We start from the raw sequence: 18,933 nt of genomic DNA, 5'->3' as shown, positions 1-18,933 counted from the left end.
TTTTTTGTGATATATCATTGAAGGGATGATTTAGGTTTGTGCCGTTTGTCTTTAGCCGATCCTGAAAATCTAATACGAGGAGGATGGTGCAGCGTATGCGCTCCTACTATTCTGAGGAAAAATATCGCATCACAAAGCGAACCGTGGCGATTCTCCCTTGCTTTGACATCATGAAGCAGTCACGGATCATTCTCGAGGATGGCACCGAGATTTCAACCCCGCTCCGGCCGTACCAGTTGTTGCAACTTTCTTGCCGCCAGTACAACAGCTCGATCGAGGAAAGAATCTTCATCGCCAAACGCGTCGCCGGCGTAAAAGGGAAAGTCCCTGTCGTGATTGAACCGACAACTGGACTCGTCTTCTTCCCGACGAAGTCTCCAAAACGAGACGATTGTGAATGGTATGCCTGGTCCCATATTCGAGACATACTGAACATTGAGGGTGAGCCGAACGGGCTTGTCCTCACGACTGATGGACATCAAATCCAAACGAACGCAACACCGTACGTCCTCCGGAACCAGCTCAAAGCGACAGGTGAACTTGTCGCCCGGTTCCAACAATTGAACGCGAGCCCCGTGCTCGAGTCCTGACACGCCTTCCGTCGAAAAGACGGAAGGTTTTTTTCTATTGTATCGCTTCATTTTTTTAAAAAGAGGTCGATATTATGGTCGAGGTGACAAACATGCAAATTCAAGCCCAAGCGACCGCCGTCAGTTCGGTCTTACCAGGCATCCAGACGAACCGGACGTACAAGGCCGAACTCGTCAAACAAACAGGACCCGACTCCGCGATTGTCAAGATCAACGGTGAAGAAGTCGAGGTCACATTTAAAGATGGGCTTCCGAAAACGAACCCGTTCCAAGTGACGCTCGCCGAACAGGACGGCGTCTTGATGGCGACCGTCGTTCCTCCAAAGGAAGAGACACTTGAATCCGCACCACCTGCGTCCGCGTCGTCAAAGCTTGATGCGAAGATTCAGACGCTCCTCGCTTCCCTTCCACCTGAAGTACGAAGCGCGGTCAGCCGTCTGCTACAATCCGGACGCTTGCCGATGAACGAAGACACGGTACGCCTTCTCGAGACGGCTTTCAAAGGGGACATGCGGGACGTCATCCTACATTTGAAGACGCTCGACACTCCGACCGTTCCTCGTGAGATGGCTCGGGAAATCGCCGTCCTCTCTTTGAACGAAGCGAAACAACAGATCACACCGCCGGCGCCGAACGCTCCTTACCCACAAAAAGAGCGGTATGTCGAACTCGTCAATCTGTCACGTCCCGTGAGTGAACGCGTCACGCCGACACCGGAAACGATTGACCGGGTCATCCGTGACCTCACGCCGACGACACCGATATCATCGCGTCCGATTGAATCTGAATCGCGCCAAGCGATGCCGCTTCCTCCAATCAACGGGAAGCAAGTGATGGTGAAGGAAGTGACGTCACATCTAGCGACCGTCACGAACACGTTCCGAAACGAGCAGGCGACCGTCACGAAACAACTCGGACAAGTCGCTGCGTTGATCGAGACGAACCCGCATGCGGCACGCCCTGCCCTCGAGACCGTCTCGACCCGTCTGACACAACTCGTCCAAAAGACGGACGCCTTGCTTCATACCGACGTGACTCAAGAGAAGCAATTGGTCGCCATGACGGCCAAACTCGACGTCGCGTTGTCGTTGCTTGCGACGAAACCACAAGAGAGTGCGACACTCGTCAAAGAGGTCCGAGCGGCACTGAATGATTTCCGTTATGCGCCGAACCAGACACGCATCGAATATATCCCACACGGGGCGACACGTGCCGGCGAGATGCCGACCGTCGCGCCACTCAAGCTCGATTCGACATTATCTGGACGACACATCCAGGAAGTAGCGCAACGTGTGCAGACACAGGCACAGCTCGCCCAAGCGACGTCCAATACGCCGACATCAGCTTTATCGGTACGTGGAGATACGACGAACCCCGAGGCGCAACGCCTCGCCTCGTTCTTCCAAGTCCAACAGACGCTCAACCGCCTTGATGGCGGTCAGCTCCATCAACTCTTGTTCGCCCTACCGGCAAAAGTTCAAGAGATCGACACCGGAATCCATGTTCATATCCAAAACCGGGAGGCCGGGGACGTTGTCGACTGGGAGAACAGTGTCCTCTACATTCGTTTAGAGACCCCACGTCTTGGAGAAATTGGTGTCAAACTCGAAGCAAAAGATCGAAACCTCCGACTCACACTCGAGCACGACGATTCGACGGTCGAGCGACTCGCTCGTCCCCTTCTCGGGAAAATCGAACAAACGCTCGAGACAATTGGATATAAGAGTGTGACGACCCAGTTCAAACCGCTCACGAAAGCTGATCGTGTCATCGAAGAGCCTACGATAGCACCGACGACAGGATATGACTTTAGAATTTAGGAGGTCCCGATGTACCAACGCATGGATTTGACGAAACGTAAGACGGCCGCGGTCGTCCGCTATGATGAAACGACGGATAAAGCGCCCGTCATCGTCGCCCGCGGGACCGGAGCCGTCGCTGAAAAGATTTTACAGGAAGCACGTGCCCGAGGAGTAGCGGTCGAGAACGACCATTCCTTGCTTGGCCATTTGCTCGACCTTGACCTAGGAGACGCCATCCCACCCCAACTTTATGATGTGATGGCAGAAGTGTTGTTGTTGATAGAGGAACTTGATTCGATCAAAGGAGAACAAAGATGAATTCAACCCAATTATATGAAATGAGGCCGGAAGAGCTGACTCAGGCGATGCTTCACGCACTCGTCTATCACTATAAACATGCGCAAGATTCGACGATTGCCGAACGAAACCGTCATCTTCGCCAAGCCCGTGAACTTTTAGTCAAACTTCACCAAGGACTCCATGACGGCGGCGGGATTATCGCGGCTCAACTGGATGAAATTTATCTATATATGGCAAACGCAAGCGTCGAAGCTATCATCGACCAGGATAAGGAAAAAATCGCCGAACTACATACGCTCGCAAGTGACCTCGATCAAACATGGGGTGAAGCAATGGAGCGTGCCAAGACCCAACCTGTCACGACTGGAGGAAACCGTTATGAAAATTACGAATAACGTCCAAGCATTAAAAGCGTATACATCTCTTTCCCTGAATCAAGCGTCAATGAAAAAAACGATGGATCGCCTCTCAAGTGGGATTCGCATCAACAAGGCATCTGATGATGCGGCAGGACTCGCCATCTCAGAGAAAATGCGGATGCGCCTCGACTCGCTCTCGATGGCAGAACGCAACACGCTCGACAGTATCTCACTCACGCAGACACTCGAAGGCGGGATGAACGAAACACACGCCCTTCTCCAACGGATGCGTGAATTATCGGTTCAATCAGCAAATGGAACGCTCAGTGAAGACGACGCCAAAGCTGTCCAGGAAGAAATTAACGCGTTGACTGCCGAAGTGACACGAATTGCCGAAACGACGGAATTCAACTCAAAGAAAATTATGAATGGCGAATACATGCAAGGCAATAATACGTTATTCTTCCAAATCGGTGCAGGTAACAATGAAGCCGTCATCTTAAATGTGGAAGATATGCGGGCGCATGCACTCAATATCACGATGACGACACCCGGTGGCGGAGAACTTCCTGCCGTCGACCATGACAACGATTCGACGACACCCACTGAAACGTATTATGCATTGAGTGTGTTGACACCTGAGGATGCGGGTGATGCCATTTCGAAATTCGATGCAGCCATCAACAAAGTGTCACTCGAACGTTCAAAACTCGGAGCCATCCAAAATCGCTTAGAAGCGAACGTCAGCGTCGTCGCCATCGGCTCAGAAAACTTAACGGCGTCTGAGTCACGAATCCGTGATGCCGACATGGCCCGTGAAATGATGGACTTCGCACGTCTAAACATTTTGAACCAGTCCGGCATGGCGATGATTGCCCAGTCGAACGCATTGCCGCAAGGCGTGTTACAATTATTGAACTAACCTAAAGAAAGGACGGTTGCCCATATGGACATTCGTCGCATCATGGAGACGCAATCGCTCCTCGGCTCAAGTAAGGCAAAGCGCGCCGAAGTCGAACCCGGTGTCTCCTTCCAAAATGTGATCGGTCAGAAGCGCGAAGACCGGGAGCATGAACGCTTCCAACGTCAAATCGCCGCGATTCATGAACAAGGAGAACTTCTAGCTGAAAGTCAGACTGTCGAAGCGCTTGCCGAATACAAACAAATGATTAAAGACTTTATGAAAGAGGCCGTAGACGCGGCACTCCGTCTCGAAGATAAACGCGGATTCAATCGCCGCGGGCGCGCGAAGATTTATAAGGTCGTCGAACAAGTCGACCAAAAACTCCTCGCGCTGACAGATCAGGTCATCTCGGGTGAGGCCTCTCGCCTTTCCCTACTCGACCAAGTCGGTGAAATTCGCGGATTGCTCGTCAATGTCTATGTGTGAGGTGTCGAGATGGCAGAACATTTGTTTTTGAAGAAAGTCAAATGTCCGTATTGTTTACAAGAAAGTAAGACGAACCGTGTCTTATCACGTCACATCCGTCCACTCGAAGTTGAGAAGGATGGCTACACAACGTATGATGGACCGAATCCTTATTTATACGAACCGACCGTCTGTGACCATTGTCACCTCGTCTTCCACGACTCGTTCGACAAGGTGCGCAAACATAACCGAGAAGCGCTTGAGACGAGCTACTTCAATCAAGTGAATCCGGATGTGTTGAAAGGCGACCGTTCATATGAGCACGTCATCCTTCTCTATAAGTTCGCCGTCATGACGGCCCAGTTGAGCGGACAAAAACCATCTGTCATCGCTATGCTCGGGATGCGAATCGTATGGATGTACCGATTGATTGGGGATGCAGCGTCTGAAAAGGAATGGATGCAGCGGACGCTCGATAAATACAATGAGGTGCAAGAAGCGTATACAGACCCGATTCGGACCGGATTACCGTACGACCAGCTCATGTTGCGGATTGCCGATTTGTCGGCCGCGCTTGACTACTACGAGGACGCGCGTCGCTGGTATGGGATTCTCCTCAGCAGTAAGGAAGTATCGGAACGCATCCGGAACCAGGCCCGTGATCATTGGGAAGAGTTTCGATTGGAGCACGCCTAATCAGAAGTGTGGGACCTTGTGTCTCACACTTTTTGAATACAAAAAATCGCACTCATCCACTCACATTCAAACGCAATCGGCACAATTGATGAATAAGAGATCCACGCAACATTGACTACCCAGTACCCTCATGTCGACTATGCGGTGACGTCTTGCAGGATGTATCCCATGGAATCTCAATTGCTATAACATTAATTTAATTTTTAGTGGGATAGATATGGGGTATATTCAAAGCAGATACATACGAAGAGGAGGATCTTTTCATGTTTGAAACGCAATATCTCGATACCGTACGTGCTACGTTTAAAAGCCAGAAACAACTCGCTGAGCGCGCGCTCGTCCAAGTGAGTGAAGAGGACCTGCACAAGACACTTGCGCCGGACACACTCTCGCTCGCCTTGATCATCCAGCACATGGCGAATAACATGAAGTCGCGTTGGACCGATTTTTTGACGACAGACGGCGAGAAGCCGGACCGTGACCGGGACGCCGAGTTCGAGGACCAGCAGCTATCCCGTGCGGAGCTCATGGAGGTTTGGGACGAGCGTTGGCAACTGTTGGATAATGTTTTAGCTGATTTGACACCAGATGACTTAGGGAAGAACGTGATGATTCGAGGGGAAGCCCATTCCGTGATTGACGCGATCGAACGCCAAGTGTCGCATTATGGGTATCATGTCGGACAAATCGTCTATCTGTCGAAGCTATTCGCCGGGAGCGACTGGGATGTGTTGTCGATTCCGTTGCCGCATCAGCGTAAATAACAATTCCTGTTGCAACACTTCAACGAGATATTATTTCAATGAAGCACTTTTTTGGACATCAAGACAATTGAATCAGTCAACTTTAATGGGGGTTACAAAATGGATATGACTTTAAAGCAATTGCCTGAAACTGAAATTGCATTTATCAGACGTACGGGTAGCTATTTTGAACCACAAGAACATTGGGGGAAATTAATACATTGGGCGACGGAACACAACCTTTACCCTCCATCAAGTCAATTTATCGGTATTTCATTAGATAATCCGAACGATGTTGATCCTCATGAATGTAGACATGATGCTTGTGTCACAGTTCCTAAAAACTTTGATAAAACAGGGCACGGGGAGATACAATTTAAAATGCTAGAAGGTGGTCAATACATCGTGCACCATTTCTACGATACTCCAGAAAAACTGAGTGAGACGTATAAATATATTTTTGAAGAATGGTTACTAGAACGCGAATATTCAGTGGACGAATCTAGAAATACCTTGGAGTTCAATTTGAACAATCCAGCTGAAGATCCCGACGGAAAATCTAAAGTCGATTTATATGTACCCATTAAGAATTAAGATTTTACAAAATGAAAAAATTAAGATACAAGGAACTCTCAAAATATGAGAATCCCTTCTTATATTCTCTATGCTAACCACTATGCTTATTGTGTAGTAATAATCAACCATGAGACTAGGCGTACCGATTTTATTTGGCACGCCTACTCTTATTTTGTCACGTTAAGTGTATATTCGTAGCGGTCTTCTGCCACTTTGTCGAAGTTCTCGTTGAATGGTCCATCGATGACGACTTTCAAGTCCGTCAGCTCTTCTGGTTTTGCTTTCACGAAGAAGAGGACGTTCCCTTCTTTCTTCACCTTTCCTAAAAATTCTCCACCGACGTCATCTGAGAACCATAAGTCCGAAGACACCTGTTCCCCTGTGTTCGTCACCAGTGTTGCCTGGTTCGGATGGAAGCTCATCGTCTCGTCGACCGTATTCTCGACCAACATGTTCATCGCGACGACCGTCACCTCTTCTTGTCCATCGAATGAGTCGCTATAAGCTTCTGCGACCGTGAGGCGTGACGTCTGTACTTTGTCGATGGCGAATTGAATCGGACCCATCGTCTCCGTGATCGTGAGTGCCTTATTCTTCATGTAGATCTTGTTCGTACCGAGTTCACTTTCTTGGACGTCCGTCTCTTCAACAGTCGTCTCCTCTGGTACGTTCGCTTCCGCCTCTACCACTTCTTCCGTATCCGTCGCCGTCGTCTTCAGTTCGTCTGCTTCCCCGCAACCGACAAGTAGTGCGAGCGGTACCGCCACCAGTAAGCCAAATCGTTTCATGTTCATCTTCATCTCTCCCTTTTCTTAATCCAAGTGATGTTGTGGTTAAGACGAATATAACGAATTGACAAACCGAACCGTATTAAGAAAAAGTTCCAGGTAAAATAAAAGTCAAGGCCCATAATCGGACCTTGACATGTATACTTATCCTCTTGATTTCAGCTCTTCTTCCTCGTATGGGTCAGGACGATCCTCAAACGGCGTATCGTCCTCGACGTACGCTTCAAGTTTCGGGTCCCGTTCCACGTATTCATCGTACGCTCCCTCTGGACCATAGACGAAATAACGGCGCTTCCGTGACGATATCTTGGACTCTTTCTCACGCATCTCGTTTCCCTCCCTCTTTCCAGAAAAGAAGCAACGGCTACATTGATGTTTACCCGATTATAGCGGAAAACAGACATCATTTCATCTATACCCTTTATATGAAACTTTTCCTTTCCACAGCCGTATACATTTACAACGATTCGATGAAAGGAAGATTCATATGCAACTATTGAAAAAAGGAATACTTCGGAGTCTCATTTGGTCGTTGCCATTCGCGATACTTGCTCTCTATCAAGGTTGGTCAGGGAATACAGAGGCTGTGCATGGAATGTTCATCTACGCAGGGGTCGCCTTCTTCCTCGGGCTCACAAGCGTTATTTATGAAGTCAAACAGTGGTCGTTCAAGAAACAAATCTTCATTCATTGGAGCGTTATGCACGTGACAATCCTACCACTTCTATGGTTCGGTCGGTCTACGCCAATCACATCGCTTCAAGATGCCGCACGTCTCTATTTAAACTTCACGGTGAGTGGTCTGATTTTATTTACCGCTTCTTATTTCATCATCCGCATGCGTCGACAAGTCAAAGCCTCTTAACACAAAAGCTCGAAGGCATATGCCTTCGAGCTTTTTACGTCTGCTGGTCGAATAGACCAGAAAAGTTAGAATCGACGTCTTCATATGGGTCGACATATGATTTGACCGTCTTCCGTTCCATCCGGGCTGTCCCTAGCGTCATCCCTAGACGCTGGTGCTCGGCTTCAATGAGACGAGAAATCTTTTGACTATCGTCGACGAGTTGCCTGAGGACCTTTTGATCGGCTTTTTCCAAATCGGGACCGTGTGCTGCGAGCAACTGTTCCCTATCATCTAAAAGCTCATGGATTTGTTCCATCCATGTATCATACGTCGGTTCTTCCGGGACTTGTGCGAGCAGTTCTTTCAAGCGTTGCGTCTTTAAGATGATTTCATCAATCGGTCTCATGACTGCTTCGCGAGTTTCATCGCTTCCTTCCACGTATCACGTAGTTCGGTCGTAAAATCAAGTACCTCGTCAAGGATAGCTGTATCGTTCTTGACGTTCGCATCAACGAGGCGGCGCCACATGTAGTCATAGAGCGAATCTAAGTTCGCTGAGACAGCGATGTCTTTATTGAGTGTCAGACGAAGTTCCCGAAAAATAGCTTGCGTCTTTTGAATGTTGACGTTCTTTAAATCAGGGTTACCTTGATCGATTGCAAGCTTGGCGAGGCGCATGAACTTGAGCGCTCCGTCATAAAGCATAAGCGTCAGTTCCTGTGGATTTGCGGTCGTGACCGCATTGTTTTGATATGCTGCATATGGATTGGCTACCATTTAAACTCCTCCTCTTACATGCCTCCGCCTAAAAACTGTGACAGTGATGCCGCTTGAGCATTCGCTTGGTTCATCGCTGTTTCCATCGCTGTGAAACGACGGTAATAGGCGTTTTCTTTATCGACGAGTAAATCATTTAACCGCTTGATACGCGAATCAATATCGGTCATTTCTTTCCCCATCGAATGGGTTTGTGCGCCAGAACCTTCCGCTCCTGCGATTCGTGTAATCGTATCGCGCGAATCTTTGGCAGCATCTCGGATTTGTGGCAATAATCCAGTTTCAGCATCTGTAAACAACTGATATACTTGCTCCGGATCTTTTTCGATAGCCGCTTTTAGCTTCTCTTCATTGAGTTCGATTTTACCACCATTGGTGAAATCCGCTCCAGTCGAAAGACCGATTTGGAACAATCGTGACATCTCGACGTCATTCGATGAAGCTGTAGCACTCGACCATTTGCTCCGAAGATTGTCCATAGTTCCGCGTAAAATCGTATCACCGCGAAGCATACCGCTCATCGCTTTTTCTTCCCACTTCTTGATTTCGTCTTCAGATAACTCATCACGTTGAGCTTGAGTCAACGGTGAAAACGAACGGAATCGTTCTTCTCGTGTTTTTTTGTTCATGAGGTCGATGGTCTCATTGTATTTATCAACGAACCCTTTAATTCCGTCAAAGATTTTTTGAGTGTCTGTCGCAGAAGACAAGTTTACTTTAGTACCATCATTGAATGAGGACTTCAATGTGATGGTCATATTATCAATCGTAAAGGTGTTTGAACTTTGGGTCAACGTAATGCCGTTCACATCCACAGATGCATTCGTCCCGGCTACGGATCCATTTAAACCAAATAGTGCTTTAGCTGCAGTGCCTTCAAATTCGATAATCGATTTCACGCCCGTGTCTTTACGTGTTAATGAAATCTGCCCTGAAGTTTGATCAAAGAACGCACTAATTCCTGTCTTTGTGCCATTCAACGCGGTAACGAGATCTTTAAACTTAGCATTCTCATCAACATATACTGTCTGTAAAGCTCCACCGTCTTCGTTACGGAAACGAACTTGATAGCCAGCTTCATACACGACTTGTGCACCTTCAGGGATTGTCACTCCACTATCGAACGTAATCTTCCCAGTTGCCGCATCGTACGTATGTGCTAATGAAATCGCATTACCATCTTTATCCGTAAAAGTTGGCGGATTATTCGGTAGCGGTTTCACTACGAGTTCAGTTGTTCCCGCAGTTAACGTTTGTTTCCGAATGCCAACTTCTAACCCGAGTGTCGAAACTGCCGTGTCATTTGTGATGCCTCCACCATTTGCCACCGCTACATGAGAAGCCGAGGTAGCCAACGTCGCTGAATTGATAGTAAGCGAAGCGTTTCCACTTGATGGACCTGCAACGACAGATACACGCGATTCATCAGAGGATGAAGCCGTTTTTGCGTAATAGTTTCGGCTGAACATCATATCGACCGCGCTGTTTCGTAATGCTAACAGTGAACGGTTGACCTCACGATAAGAGTCACGCCGCCATTCGGTCAATTGTTTTTTCTGTTCTAAACGATCTACTGGAATTCGTTCTGCTTGCATCATTTGTTTAATGATACTATCGGTATCGATCCCACTGGCTAATCCGCCAAATCGAATTGGTGATGTCATATGCCCACTCCTTTTTTATATCCGTTCGTCGAATAAATGATTAAACTCCATAAACGCCGCAAAGAAATCCATTGATTTTTTACTTGGGATTTCACGGATTACTTCATTGTTCGCATCGACGATTTGAATATAATAATCATTCAGTTTTTCGTGCTTCATAAATTTCAAGCCGGTACGTTGCTTTTCAAGGACTTGATTCGCCTTCTCGACCGCTGCCTCTAACTTTGTAATGTGTTGAGGCGTCGGAAGAATAACAATACCTTCATCGGCGAGTTGAGTTTGATTGGCCTCAACGAACACATTTTTAGTTTGCTCATACGGTAATACAGAAGAAGGCAAGTGAAGTCTGACTTCAGAAATGGTCGGATTCATAGTCTTCTACTCCCTCACATGTTATGGTCTCATTTCTTATATCGGTCAAAATACTTTTTCCTTAAGTTTCTTCTTCTTTCTCACACATAATAAAGAGGCGACGTAACCGCCACCTCGACAATCATCTTATTTACTTTACTTAATCAAATCCCAACTCATTGGTGTTCCACGCTCGATATCTTTTCTTGCCACTTTACCAAGAATGGAATCGATATGTTTCGGAGCCAATCCATGTCCCGGACGAATTGACCTGACATGTTCAGTCGTGAAGACTTCCCCAGCTTGAATATCTTTCACCACAAACAACGAACGTGCGAACTCACGATTCTTCACTTTTTTCTCGTTTAATTGATAGTCGACGCGCCCTAATGCTTGTTCCGCTTCTCGAACTGCATCGACCATCGCTTTAAACTCATGAGGCTCTAAAGAAAAACTAGCGTCTGGACCGCCAATTGACTTATCTAAAATAAAGTGTTTTTCAATCACCTTCGCTCCCAACGCGACAGACACGATCGGTGCAGTGATTCCAAGCGTGTGATCCGACAATCCGACTTCGACACCGAAAGTCTCTTTCATATTTTGTATCGTTAAGAGATTCGCATCCTCAATTTTTGCTGGATAGGCTGACGTACATTTCAATAATATGATTTGCTCGTTTCCAACTTTACGACAGACGGATACTGCATCTTCAATTTCTTGAAGCGTTGCAATTCCAGTTGAGATGATGATTGGTTTGTTCTTGGAGGCAACATATTCAATGAGTGGTAGATCAGTGATTTCAAATGAAGCGATTTTGTACGCAGGTACCTGTAAGCTTTCTAATAGATCCACAGCAGTAGGGTCGAAAGGACTTGAAAAACAAACGATATCCAACTCTTTTGCATAATCCATCAACTCTTTATGCCACTCCCACGGTGTATAGGCCTCTTGGTACAAGTCATAAAGTGTGCGACCATCCCAAATCGTACCACTTTTAATTGTAAAATATTCTTTACTTGATTGGATGGTAATGGTGTCAGGAGTATAAGTTTGTAACTTAATTGCATCTGCACCAGAATCCTTTGCAGCTTTTATTGTATCAAGTGCGAGCTGAATATCTTGATTATGGTTCGCCGATAATTCCGCGATAATAAATGTACTTTTAGTATTCTTTGTAAAAATATCTTGAATATTAATAGGCATTCTTATACACACCTCGTAGTTAATCACATTTAAATAATTTCATAGTCAACTATTTTTAAAACATTGTCTTTACACCGTACATAGTAGTCACTATCGATTTTCTCAATTACGCCAATAGTGTCCAAGTTACTTATTGAATCAGAGCATTGAATTATTTTATGAATAATTATCTTACTGCCATTCTTCAAATAATAATAAGCACCTGGATATGGTTTAGCTTGTGCTCTCACAAAATTAATTACTTCAAAAGTATTTTTAAAAAAATCTATGTAGCCCATTTCAGGAGTTCTTCTTCCAAAGTAACTTCCTTGACTTTCATTCTGTACTTTAGGCAATATTCCACTCTGTATATCTGTCAAAGAGTCCAATAGTAAGTCCGGGTATTCTTTTTCAAATTTTATCAACAAGTCATACCCAGTATCATCTTCCTCAATTTTAATTCGTATCTGCTTAATTATATTTCCAGTATCTACACCTTCGTCAATTAAGTGTGAAGTAACACCGCTGTATGTTTCGCCATTTATGATACTCCAAACGTGTGGGGTTCTTCCTCTATATTTTGGTAATAATGACCCATGAAGGTTTATAGCCACCTCTACAGAATTAATGATTTTAGAAGGTAAAATATATCTGTAATTTACACTCACTAGATAGATAGAATTCTCGATTAAGATTTGTTCCAGTAGCTTATTTCCTTCTTTCCTTACATCTATATAGGAATAGGGAATATTATTAACTTCACAGTATGAATCCACACTATGCTCACTCATGTCTTTATGAGTTAATACAAACACAACATCATACTTGTTTTGAATTAAAGTATCTAAACAAACTTTTCCTAGTTTACCAAAACCACAAAATATCATCCTCATTACAACAAACACCTCTACTTTAACAATCGATCAACTATTCTCTTACATCCACGACCATCAATTAAACCTTTTGATCTATGATAGAACTCTAATCTACTGTCATAAGTTTTTAAACGATTAATCTCAAAAAGTAAGTTTTCAATCCAAAAAGGATCATCTGAGTCAATCAAACAATTAATTACATTGAAATCAAACAATCCATTTATATTGTTTTGTTGATTTTCAGCAGTTTTGATTGGTATGAAAGGAGTATTCGTAGCAGTTAATTCATATACAGTTTGTCCAGCAGCAGTAATAGAAAAATCGGAATCAATCATTAACTCTTTCATTTCATAAGCACTTGCATTATTAATAATATTTACATTCTCGATTCTATTTTCGTCTATAAGTTCAGGACTGCTTTTTCCGTTCCCTAACACTATATCAAAAGAGAATAATGGAAAATGGGGAATTACTTTCTTGATTATTTCTTCTGTCAATCCTTTTGCGTCTGATCCACCTAGAGTAACAAGGACTTTTTTTACATCCTCATTAATGATTCGTTCTCGCTTGTTAGTGAATTCTTTACGCAAAATAATATAATCTGGTCCGCTCAGTTCATTCTCGTTATTTTTAACTGATGATTCTTTGATTAATGCAGGAGTCAAAGTAATTCCTTTTGGATAATTTAGTCTATTGTAATCATCAATATACATACAATTAACTGATTTTAACTTAATATATTCAAGCACTTCTATATCAGCAATATATGAATCAATGATGCAATATGTTTGGTCAAATGAATTCCTTTCAAGATAGGATAAAGATAACCAATCAGCTATCTCATATTCTTTATTGGATAACATTTCAATTCTTTCTAAATCTGTATTAACAATGAGTTTTGCATTCAATCCCCTCAATACAATTTCATCATATAATGCACTACATCTAGAAATATGACCAAATCCGTTATCGTTTCCACCCTCAGTGAAAATTATAATATTCATACAAATACATATCCTTTGTCAGATCTACATTAATATTTTTTTTGTTCAATATGAGAATTGATGATACTTAGATCTGGGTTATTTTCCAATAGATTTAAAATTTCAGATAAATAAAATGAGTGAGTTCCTGTATAAAGTTTCTTATATATGCTTGTAATCAGTTCTAAGTCTTCTTCAGTATCTAAAGTCAATCGATAGTTCGATGCATTTATTGGGTTAATATGATGATATACATTTTGACTTTTTTCATACATATAGGGTGTAACATGTTCTATATGATAATCTTCACTATGGTTATTAAATGCATCGCTTAGTAATTCACTCGAGAAAATTTCAATATCTAAACCTCGTGGAAATGTTCTTTTACTCAAATCCTGGCCCGCATTTGTTACAATGTCGTATCGATTATTATGATACGTTTCAATCATTTGGTCTATTACGAAAGGATCTATCAAGGGACAATCTGAAGTGATTCGAATCACCACATCAGCTTCGGCTTCCATAGCTGCCTCATAGTATCGACTCAGTACGTTATCTGAACTTCCTCGATACACACGAACACCATATCGCTTTGCTTCCTCCGACAATACATCGTCTTCACTCAAAGTTGTCGTTGCAACGATGATTTCATCAATTAATTTCGCTTGTTTTACTCGAGTAATCACATGGTCAAGCACCGTGCGGCCTTGCAGTTTAATCAATACTTTCCCAGGAAGCCTCGTTGAGCCCATCCGTGCTTGAATAATCGCCACCGTTTTCATAGCCATTTTTCACTTCCCATATCGTTTTAACACTTTTTTCACCGCATCGATCACATCGTACACATCTTCCTCAGTCATCGCAGGAAATAGAGGGAGTGTAATGATATCTTCATATAGCGTTTCTGCGTGTGGACAAATCCCTTTTTCATACCCTAGCTCTTGATAATATGGCATCCAATGAACAGGAATATAGTGGACGTTGACTCCAATGTTTTCATTTAATAAGGCCTCAAATAGTTCTTTCCGTGAACCGTTTAACCGGTTTTGATTTAAGCGAATGATATATAAGTGCCAGCTGGACTCTCCACTTTCATCTTGATGCGGTATCGTAATTTCAGATAACTCGCGAAATGCCTCATTATATAAAGAAACATAGTATTTTCGTAACTCAATAAATCGTTCAATCTTCTTCAATTGGCTTGTTCCAAGGACAGCTTGAATATCTGTCATTCGATAATTGAAACCCAAAAACTGCATTTCGTAGTACCAAGGACCATGGTGATCAACTAACTGTTCAGCACTTTTTGTAATTCCATGGGTCCGAAATTGTAATAATTTACGATAATACACTTCATCATTTGTCGTGATGATTCCACCTTCACCCGAAGTAATATGTTTAACAGGATGAAAACTAAACATCGTCATATCACTTAGTGCACCGATTCGTTTCCCTTGATAGGTGGCACCTAACGCATGAGCCGCATCTTCAATGACGACTAAGTCATGTTGTTCGGCAATTCGATGAATCTCCTGCATCGCTGCAGGTTGACCTGTAAAGTGGACAGGGATGATGGCTTTTGTGCGTGGAGTGATGGCTTGTTCAATCGCATTCGGGTCTAAGTTATACGTCGTTGGATCAATGTCAGCAAATACAGGTATTCCTTTTTGATAAAGAACACAATTCGCACTAGCTGCAAATGTCATCGGAGTGGTAATGACTTCATCCCCTTCACCAATTCCTGCTGCAAAACAGGCACCGTGTAGGGCGGCCGTCCCATTAGAAAAGGAGACAGCATATCGAGCTCCAACATACTGAGCGATTGCTTGTTCAAACTCATCAACAGCAGGACCAGTTGTTAAAAAGTCACCTCGTAACGTGTCGACCACAGCTTGAATATCTTCTTCATCGATCCATTGTCTGCCATAAGGCAGAAACGTGTTTCTTACAGGTTGATCAATCACTCTAAACTTCCTCTCATCAAAAAATGACTATGCCGTCTTCCTCACTTCACTAACTCTCTTAATTCATCGACCGATAGCCACTGATTGTTTACATTACTGACGTATGTAAACCCTTCTGGTAACGACTTTCCACCATTTGAATACTCTGCACTCCACCAAGGGAACTCAGGTTGAATGACAAAATAATCGTCGTACTCTAACGTGTGCCGTGCATCATCTTCCGTAATCATTGCCTCATGTAATTTCTCACCTGGACGAATCCCCACAATTTTGATGTCGCACTCAGGAGCAATCGCCTCAGCCAAATCAAGAATCGACATACTTGGGATTTTCGGAATAAAAATCTCTCCACCGTTCATACGTGTCAAACTATCGATAACAAACTGGACACCTTGGTCTAATGTGATCCAAAAGCGAGTCATCCGATCATCGGTCACTGGAATGACCGTTGCTCCGTCTTGCTTCAACTTCTTGAAGAATGGTACAACGCTGCCTCGGCTTCCGACGACATTACCGTATCGGACGACAGCAAATCGTGTGTCTTTATCCCCGGCATATGAGTTACCAGCGACAAACAATTTATCTGATGCCAATTTAGTTGCACCATACAAGTTAATCGGACTTGCAGCCTTATCCGTACTTAGTGCGATAACTTTTTTGACACCACGATCAATAGCCGCTTCAATAATATTTTGAGCACCATGAATATTTGTTTTCACGGCCTCGAATGGATTATACTCGCAAGCTCCGACATGCTTGAGCGCCGCGGCATGGATGACAATATCCACTCCATCAAATGCACGATAAAGGCGTTCTTTATCACGAACATCCCCAATGAAGAAGCGAATGCGGGGATCGGTAAATTCTTGTGCCATTTCATATTGCTTCAACTCATCTCGACTAAATACGATGACCTTTTTTACATTTTGTTTTAATACGGCGGAGATGAATTTTTTCCCAAAAGACCCTGTACCACCCGTGACTAAAATTGTCTGATTTGTAAACATGCTTATATACTTCCTCTCTCATGCACAATGTCTAATAAATATATTATTGGCGCTACTTGTTACTTAATGGTTTCTGCATACGCTTGTTTTATCGTGTGAAGTTGAGTTTGTAGTTCTTGAATCGACTCAAACATTCGCGACAAAATCGAAAGACGTAATGCACTCGTTCGATTATATCGATTATGGAATTTAATTTTATTTTGAATGATTAATAAATTGACGAGTTGAAGCGGCATGATATGTGTGCGGAAAGATGGCGCTTCAATCATCGCATCCCAATCCCGTAGCATTTTTTCAAACTCATCGATGGTGACCGCTTTTTGATTCATAGCGCGACCCAATCGTTTTTCAAGCATTTGCAATCGTTCGCTCACACTATCAAGTAATTGTTGTACATGCTCAATCGGGACATTCAATTCTGATTCTTTGACTTGTTCAAGTTTCTGTTTTTGAATCGGTGTGGTGTGGAGCCTTTCAAGGGATTGATACGAAACTCCCTCAATTCGAGCACCTTTCTCCGCGTAGTTGACTAGTTTTTCTTTTAATCCGAGCTGTGACTTGATTAATGCTTGGTAACTAGTTAAAAAACCAAATAAGATTGGTGTGGTTTTCCCCATCTCACCATTATTCAATGGTACGTCATATAACGTTTTAGTGAACTGACCATCGTTTGAAGAAGCTTGTTTGACCGAAGCACTATAATATTCACCTTCTCGCAATGCTAAATCTTGTCCGATCAATCCAATTGAATCAAAGTCCAAATAGTTCGCAAATGCAACCGCTGCTAACGCCACCGTAGGGTACGTACTGAAAACTATTTTTGTATAAGGTAGCAAATCTTGTGTAATCTTGGCATCAGCATAAGGGACAAGTAACCCCTTTGCTCGTTGTGGAATCTGATGATTCACTTGTAACGAATAGACAAGTGGGACATCAATTTCAATATCGTTGAAGAAATGAGCGTTAGCTTCACCAGCGTCAATCGATATGACAAAGTCCGGTCGGATTTCATTCTCCAGTAAAACTTTAACTGTCTGACCAATCGCAATGATATAGTAAGCGTGCTGAGCCTGTTTAAGATAAGGGATTGCATCTTCTAGTGAAGGCCCCCCTGCAATCATTAGCGCATGGCTTCCGTTATATTTATGTTTGAGACAATCGATGTTAAAAAGACGATCTGAATGCCGGTTTAGGTAGCTCGCATTTTGAAACGATTCTTGATACCAGCTCTCCGTGTACACTTTACGTGTCGTTAAATCAATTCGACTTTCGCTCAAATAATTTCGAACCAATTTTAATAATTCAAGTAACGTTTTTGTATCCTCATAAAGTGGATGTTTAATAACTTCCGTTTTCAAACCAATAAACGATTGAAACTTTGATTGCAATAAAGTTTTATAATCGTCTTGCGAATCAAGAAAAGACAAGACTGAATCACTTTTAATATTTGACGGTAAGTTGAGGGGATCAATCGTCAAGACATGATATTGTTTTATCAATTCAGCATGAAACAGCCCACTTCCATACCCTAAAAGGATAATAGCTTCCGTGTCATCAGCAATCTCGGCTCGCAACCGCTCAAACTCTAAAAGCGTTTCACTCACAAAATAGTGGCTACTATCGTTCTGCTTTATAAGAGCCATCTCGTTCTCATGATAGCGGAACGGGAAGACGATTTGATTCTGATGTTCTACTTCTATTAATGCTTCATATTCTGTAATTAATAATTGCAAATTATCATAGACAACATTGACATACAGTTGTAAATTCTCTTTCTTGATGGCTTGGAGATCCGATACATGTTCTACTGTACGAATTCCATTAGAATGAATATTTTCGCCAAATAGTCGAATGATTCCCACAATCTCGTCGAGGACATCCCACTTTTCGTTTTCAACTAAGAGGACAACTTGATTTGAGATGTCCCGAAGCTCTTTTACGATGTTTCGCAGTTGTGACATAAGGTACTCCTTTATGTTTTAAAAGTTCATCTGTATATAGTATACAATTTCAATATATGAATATCGATAGACTGACAAATTTATTTAAAAAAAGGGAAA

General features: G+C 43.4%; 23 protein-coding genes. 10 read left to right on the top strand and 13 right to left on the bottom strand.

The features are described 5' to 3' along the window. Positions 1 to 95: 95 nt before the first annotated feature. From KNO79_RS03345 to KNO79_RS03305, 9 genes are all read left to right on the top strand, one after another. Entirely contained in the window at positions 96 to 590 is a 495-nt protein-coding gene (locus tag KNO79_RS03345) for a competence protein ComK (protein ID WP_031422844.1), read from the top strand. Between the two features lie 74 nt (positions 591 to 664). Then, positions 665 to 2,410 carry a hypothetical protein gene (locus tag KNO79_RS03340; RefSeq protein WP_214690648.1) on the top strand — a complete coding sequence of 582 codons (1,746 nt, stop codon included), beginning with the start codon at positions 665 to 667 and terminating at the stop codon, positions 2,408 to 2,410. 9 nt (positions 2,411 to 2,419) lie between these two features. Next, positions 2,420 to 2,710 (top strand): EscU/YscU/HrcU family type III secretion system export apparatus switch protein, encoded by a 291-nt coding sequence (locus KNO79_RS03335; RefSeq protein ID WP_047795070.1) that lies wholly within the window; start codon positions 2,420 to 2,422, stop codon positions 2,708 to 2,710. Further along, positions 2,707 to 3,087, top strand: a complete 381-nt coding sequence (locus tag KNO79_RS03330) for a flagellar protein FliS (protein WP_159562646.1) — start codon at positions 2,707 to 2,709, stop codon at positions 3,085 to 3,087. The genes KNO79_RS03335 and KNO79_RS03330 overlap by 4 nt, the downstream gene beginning before the upstream one ends. Beyond that, positions 3,071 to 3,973: a flagellin N-terminal helical domain-containing protein gene (locus KNO79_RS03325; protein ID WP_159562647.1), complete on the top strand. Its 903-nt coding sequence runs from the start codon at positions 3,071 to 3,073 to the stop codon at positions 3,971 to 3,973. Before KNO79_RS03330 ends, KNO79_RS03325 begins: the two co-directional genes overlap by 17 nt. A 24-nt stretch (positions 3,974 to 3,997) precedes the next feature. Continuing rightward, positions 3,998 to 4,441, top strand: coding sequence for a YaaR family protein (locus KNO79_RS03320; RefSeq protein ID WP_074036246.1), 444 nt, complete (start codon positions 3,998 to 4,000; stop codon positions 4,439 to 4,441). Positions 4,442 to 4,450: 9 nt separating this feature from the next. Further along, a complete protein-coding gene (locus KNO79_RS03315; protein WP_214690647.1) occupies positions 4,451 to 5,116 on the top strand; it encodes a DUF2225 domain-containing protein in 666 nt (221 codons plus the stop codon). A 263-nt stretch (positions 5,117 to 5,379) separates the two neighbouring features. Continuing rightward, positions 5,380 to 5,880, top strand: a complete 501-nt coding sequence (locus tag KNO79_RS03310; RefSeq protein WP_214690646.1) for a DUF1572 family protein — start codon at positions 5,380 to 5,382, stop codon at positions 5,878 to 5,880. A gap of 99 nt (positions 5,881 to 5,979) precedes the next feature. Beyond that, the gene (locus tag KNO79_RS03305) at positions 5,980 to 6,453 is read left to right on the top strand and encodes an AraC family transcriptional regulator (protein WP_078147329.1); all 474 of its coding nucleotides are present in this window, start codon (positions 5,980 to 5,982) and stop codon (positions 6,451 to 6,453) included. A gap of 149 nt (positions 6,454 to 6,602) precedes the next feature. Here the strand turns inward: KNO79_RS03305 and KNO79_RS03300 are convergent, their stop codons facing one another. Both KNO79_RS03300 and KNO79_RS03295 read right to left on the bottom strand, forming a co-directional pair. Beyond that, complete coding sequence (locus KNO79_RS03300; protein WP_078147330.1) at positions 6,603 to 7,229, bottom strand: hypothetical protein; 627 nt, start codon at positions 7,227 to 7,229, stop codon at positions 6,603 to 6,605. Positions 7,230 to 7,367: 138 nt separating this feature from the next. Further along, positions 7,368 to 7,550, bottom strand: a complete 183-nt coding sequence (locus tag KNO79_RS03295; RefSeq protein WP_214690645.1) for a hypothetical protein — start codon at positions 7,548 to 7,550, stop codon at positions 7,368 to 7,370. Positions 7,551 to 7,710: 160 nt separating this feature from the next. Between KNO79_RS03295 and KNO79_RS03290 the strand changes: the two genes are divergently transcribed. Continuing rightward, complete coding sequence (locus tag KNO79_RS03290; RefSeq protein ID WP_214690644.1) at positions 7,711 to 8,088, top strand: DUF3021 family protein; 378 nt, start codon at positions 7,711 to 7,713, stop codon at positions 8,086 to 8,088. Between the two features lie 34 nt (positions 8,089 to 8,122). On the opposite strand, the gene fliT is transcribed toward KNO79_RS03290, so the two are convergent. The 11 genes from fliT to KNO79_RS03235 form a co-directional block, all read right to left on the bottom strand. Further along, complete coding sequence (fliT, locus tag KNO79_RS03285) at positions 8,123 to 8,476, bottom strand: flagellar protein FliT (RefSeq protein WP_074036236.1); 354 nt, start codon at positions 8,474 to 8,476, stop codon at positions 8,123 to 8,125. After that, positions 8,473 to 8,847: a flagellar export chaperone FliS gene (gene fliS, locus KNO79_RS03280; RefSeq protein ID WP_074036234.1), complete on the bottom strand. Its 375-nt coding sequence runs from the start codon at positions 8,845 to 8,847 to the stop codon at positions 8,473 to 8,475. The genes fliT and fliS overlap by 4 nt, the downstream gene beginning before the upstream one ends. 14 nt (positions 8,848 to 8,861) lie before the next feature. Next, positions 8,862 to 10,511: a flagellar filament capping protein FliD gene (gene fliD, locus KNO79_RS03275; RefSeq protein ID WP_214690643.1), complete on the bottom strand. Its 1,650-nt coding sequence runs from the start codon at positions 10,509 to 10,511 to the stop codon at positions 8,862 to 8,864. A 15-nt stretch (positions 10,512 to 10,526) separates the two neighbouring features. Next, positions 10,527 to 10,883 carry a flagellar protein FlaG gene (locus KNO79_RS03270; RefSeq protein WP_159562655.1) on the bottom strand — a complete coding sequence of 119 codons (357 nt, stop codon included), beginning with the start codon at positions 10,881 to 10,883 and terminating at the stop codon, positions 10,527 to 10,529. A 135-nt stretch (positions 10,884 to 11,018) separates the two neighbouring features. Then, the gene (gene pseI / locus KNO79_RS03265) at positions 11,019 to 12,065 is read right to left on the bottom strand and encodes a pseudaminic acid synthase (protein WP_214690642.1); all 1,047 of its coding nucleotides are present in this window, start codon (positions 12,063 to 12,065) and stop codon (positions 11,019 to 11,021) included. Positions 12,066 to 12,094: 29 nt separating this feature from the next. Continuing rightward, entirely contained in the window at positions 12,095 to 12,937 is an 843-nt protein-coding gene (locus tag KNO79_RS03260; protein ID WP_214690641.1) for a methionyl-tRNA formyltransferase, read from the bottom strand. Between the two features lie 14 nt (positions 12,938 to 12,951). Next, complete coding sequence (locus tag KNO79_RS03255; RefSeq protein ID WP_214690640.1) at positions 12,952 to 13,923, bottom strand: PseG/SpsG family protein; 972 nt, start codon at positions 13,921 to 13,923, stop codon at positions 12,952 to 12,954. 29 nt (positions 13,924 to 13,952) lie between these two features. Further along, complete coding sequence (locus KNO79_RS03250) at positions 13,953 to 14,690, bottom strand: glycosyltransferase family protein (protein ID WP_308162660.1); 738 nt, start codon at positions 14,688 to 14,690, stop codon at positions 13,953 to 13,955. A 3-nt stretch (positions 14,691 to 14,693) separates the two neighbouring features. Further along, a complete protein-coding gene (gene pseC, locus KNO79_RS03245; protein ID WP_214690639.1) occupies positions 14,694 to 15,866 on the bottom strand; it encodes a UDP-4-amino-4,6-dideoxy-N-acetyl-beta-L-altrosamine transaminase in 1,173 nt (390 codons plus the stop codon). A gap of 41 nt (positions 15,867 to 15,907) precedes the next feature. Next, complete coding sequence (gene pseB / locus KNO79_RS03240; protein WP_214690638.1) at positions 15,908 to 16,873, bottom strand: UDP-N-acetylglucosamine 4,6-dehydratase (inverting); 966 nt, start codon at positions 16,871 to 16,873, stop codon at positions 15,908 to 15,910. 59 nt (positions 16,874 to 16,932) lie between these two features. Then, the gene (locus tag KNO79_RS03235; protein WP_214690637.1) at positions 16,933 to 18,834 is read right to left on the bottom strand and encodes a motility associated factor glycosyltransferase family protein; all 1,902 of its coding nucleotides are present in this window, start codon (positions 18,832 to 18,834) and stop codon (positions 16,933 to 16,935) included. Positions 18,835 to 18,933: the final 99 nt, after the last annotated feature.

The organism is Exiguobacterium sp. s43, from assembly GCF_018617255.1.
GTDB classification, from domain to species: Bacteria; Bacillota; Bacilli; order Exiguobacteriales; family Exiguobacteriaceae; genus Exiguobacterium; species Exiguobacterium profundum.
Note: the sequence above shows the minus strand (reverse complement) of the source record. Positions and strands in the feature narration are given on the sequence as shown.

Coding starts and splice junctions, on each gene's coding strand:
- KNO79_RS03345 (WP_031422844.1), top strand. CDS start 96: ATGCGCTCCTACTATTCTGAGGAAAAATATCGCATCACAAAGCGAACC.
- KNO79_RS03340 (WP_214690648.1), top strand. CDS start 665: ATGGTCGAGGTGACAAACATGCAAATTCAAGCCCAAGCGACCGCCGTC.
- KNO79_RS03335 (WP_047795070.1), top strand. CDS start 2,420: ATGTACCAACGCATGGATTTGACGAAACGTAAGACGGCCGCGGTCGTC.
- KNO79_RS03330 (WP_159562646.1), top strand. CDS start 2,707: ATGAATTCAACCCAATTATATGAAATGAGGCCGGAAGAGCTGACTCAG.
- KNO79_RS03325 (WP_159562647.1), top strand. CDS start 3,071: ATGAAAATTACGAATAACGTCCAAGCATTAAAAGCGTATACATCTCTT.
- KNO79_RS03320 (WP_074036246.1), top strand. CDS start 3,998: ATGGACATTCGTCGCATCATGGAGACGCAATCGCTCCTCGGCTCAAGT.
- KNO79_RS03315 (WP_214690647.1), top strand. CDS start 4,451: ATGGCAGAACATTTGTTTTTGAAGAAAGTCAAATGTCCGTATTGTTTA.
- KNO79_RS03310 (WP_214690646.1), top strand. CDS start 5,380: ATGTTTGAAACGCAATATCTCGATACCGTACGTGCTACGTTTAAAAGC.
- KNO79_RS03305 (WP_078147329.1), top strand. CDS start 5,980: ATGGATATGACTTTAAAGCAATTGCCTGAAACTGAAATTGCATTTATC.
- KNO79_RS03300 (WP_078147330.1), bottom strand. CDS start 7,229: ATGAACATGAAACGATTTGGCTTACTGGTGGCGGTACCGCTCGCACTA.
- KNO79_RS03295 (WP_214690645.1), bottom strand. CDS start 7,550: ATGCGTGAGAAAGAGTCCAAGATATCGTCACGGAAGCGCCGTTATTTC.
- KNO79_RS03290 (WP_214690644.1), top strand. CDS start 7,711: ATGCAACTATTGAAAAAAGGAATACTTCGGAGTCTCATTTGGTCGTTG.
- fliT (WP_074036236.1), bottom strand. CDS start 8,476: ATGAGACCGATTGATGAAATCATCTTAAAGACGCAACGCTTGAAAGAA.
- fliS (WP_074036234.1), bottom strand. CDS start 8,847: ATGGTAGCCAATCCATATGCAGCATATCAAAACAATGCGGTCACGACC.
- fliD (WP_214690643.1), bottom strand. CDS start 10,511: ATGACATCACCAATTCGATTTGGCGGATTAGCCAGTGGGATCGATACC.
- KNO79_RS03270 (WP_159562655.1), bottom strand. CDS start 10,883: ATGAATCCGACCATTTCTGAAGTCAGACTTCACTTGCCTTCTTCTGTA.
- pseI (WP_214690642.1), bottom strand. CDS start 12,065: ATGCCTATTAATATTCAAGATATTTTTACAAAGAATACTAAAAGTACA.
- KNO79_RS03260 (WP_214690641.1), bottom strand. CDS start 12,937: ATGAGGATGATATTTTGTGGTTTTGGTAAACTAGGAAAAGTTTGTTTA.
- KNO79_RS03255 (WP_214690640.1), bottom strand. CDS start 13,923: ATGAATATTATAATTTTCACTGAGGGTGGAAACGATAACGGATTTGGT.
- KNO79_RS03250 (WP_308162660.1), bottom strand. CDS start 14,690: ATGGCTATGAAAACGGTGGCGATTATTCAAGCACGGATGGGCTCAACG.
- pseB (WP_214690638.1), bottom strand. CDS start 16,873: ATGTTTACAAATCAGACAATTTTAGTCACGGGTGGTACAGGGTCTTTT.
- KNO79_RS03235 (WP_214690637.1), bottom strand. CDS start 18,834: ATGTCACAACTGCGAAACATCGTAAAAGAGCTTCGGGACATCTCAAAT.